Origin of the sequence: Bifidobacterium sp. (genome assembly GCF_051876855.1) — a bacterium.
In the GTDB taxonomy this organism is placed as follows: domain Bacteria; phylum Actinomycetota; class Actinomycetes; order Actinomycetales; family Bifidobacteriaceae; genus Bifidobacterium.
In genome coordinates this window covers 1,548-2,918 of sequence record NZ_JBJEIH010000028.1, presented here as the reverse complement: position 1 = coordinate 2,918, position 1,371 = coordinate 1,548, and the positions used below count along the sequence as shown (strand labels likewise).

Below are 1,371 nucleotides of genomic sequence, written 5' to 3'. Positions count from 1 at the left end.
ATGACGAAGCAACGCATTATGGTGCTCTACGGCGGCAAGGCCGACGAACATTCGATTTCCTGCATTTCGACCGCCGGTATGCTCAATGCGCTTGATACCGAGCGTTTCGAGCCGATTCCGGTGGGTATCACCAAGGACGGCAAGTGGCTGGTCGGCGGAACCGACCCGCGCACCTTCTCGCTGGACGGCGGCGAACTCCCGGTCGTCCAGGCCAGTGCCGACGCGCGCGAAGTGGTGCTTGACCCGGCGCGTGGGGCGGATGGGTTCTTCGCCCGCGAACAGAACGGAACGCTGACTTCCCTCGGTCATATCGACGCGGTGTTCCCGGTGCTGCACGGCCCGTACGGCGAGGATGGCACGGTTCAGGGCCTGCTTGAGATGATGGGCGTGCCGTATGTGGGTTGCGGCGTGTTCGCTTCCGCCGCTTGCATGGACAAGCATTTCACGAAGGTGCTGCTCAATGCCGCCGGCATCGCCACGGCTCCGGGCATCACCCTCGACACCCGCGATTTCGATGCGGTCGACGGGTTCGCAGCACAAGGTGAGGCGCTGATCTGCCAGGTACGGGAGGCGGGGCTCGCATACCCGCTGTTCGTCAAGCCGTCGCGCGCCGGTTCAAGCTTCGGTGTGACGAAAGTCGAGCATGAGGGCGATGCCGCCGAACTGGCCGCCGCCGTGTTCGAAGCTTCCCACCACGACTGGAAGGTACTGATTGAGCAGGGCATCGACGCGCGCGAAATCGAATGCGCGGTGTTCTCGCCCAAGCCGGGCGGGCAACCGCGCGCAAGCTGGCCGGGCGAGATCGTGCTCGACCGCCGCGACGATGGCGAGGACCAGTTCTACGACTTCGACAGCAAGTACATGGACGCGCAGGCATCCCACGTCGAGGTGCCGGCCAAGTTGCCGCAAGAGACGCTCGAACTGGTGCGCAGCACCGCGATCAAGGCGTTCAAGGCTGTTGACGGTGCCGGATTGAGCCGCGTGGACACCTTCGTGACGAAGGACGGCTCGGTGATGGTCAACGAAATCAACACCATGCCGGGATTCACGCCGATCTCCATGTATCCCAAGGCCTGGGCCGCGACCGGCCTGCCATACGGGGAGCTGATTTCCCAGCTGATCGACGGGGTGCTCAAGCACTGAAACCGCCGTCGTACGCAAGCCGGCGGAACTTGCAACCGCTCGGCTTGCTTCGCGCTTGAAGCATCCCTTGCTATGATGAACCTCACCAGTGCTTTGCGGCGAGGGCTGAGCATGTGGACAGTGGTCGGACAACGCAAGGGATGCTCATGACGTGGATGAATGACAACAATCAGCCGGATGACAGCCAGCCAGGTGGCAACCAACTGGACAGCAACCAACTGGACAGCA

General features: G+C 62.9%; 1 protein-coding gene. It reads left to right on the top strand.

Going from position 1 to position 1,371, the window contains the following annotated elements; translation table 11 throughout:
• Positions 1-1,143: D-alanine--D-alanine ligase family protein (locus tag ACI38B_RS02380; RefSeq protein WP_439729372.1), on the top strand; the 1,143-nt coding region annotated here is incomplete at its 5' end.
• Positions 1,144-1,371 lie beyond the last annotated feature (228 nt).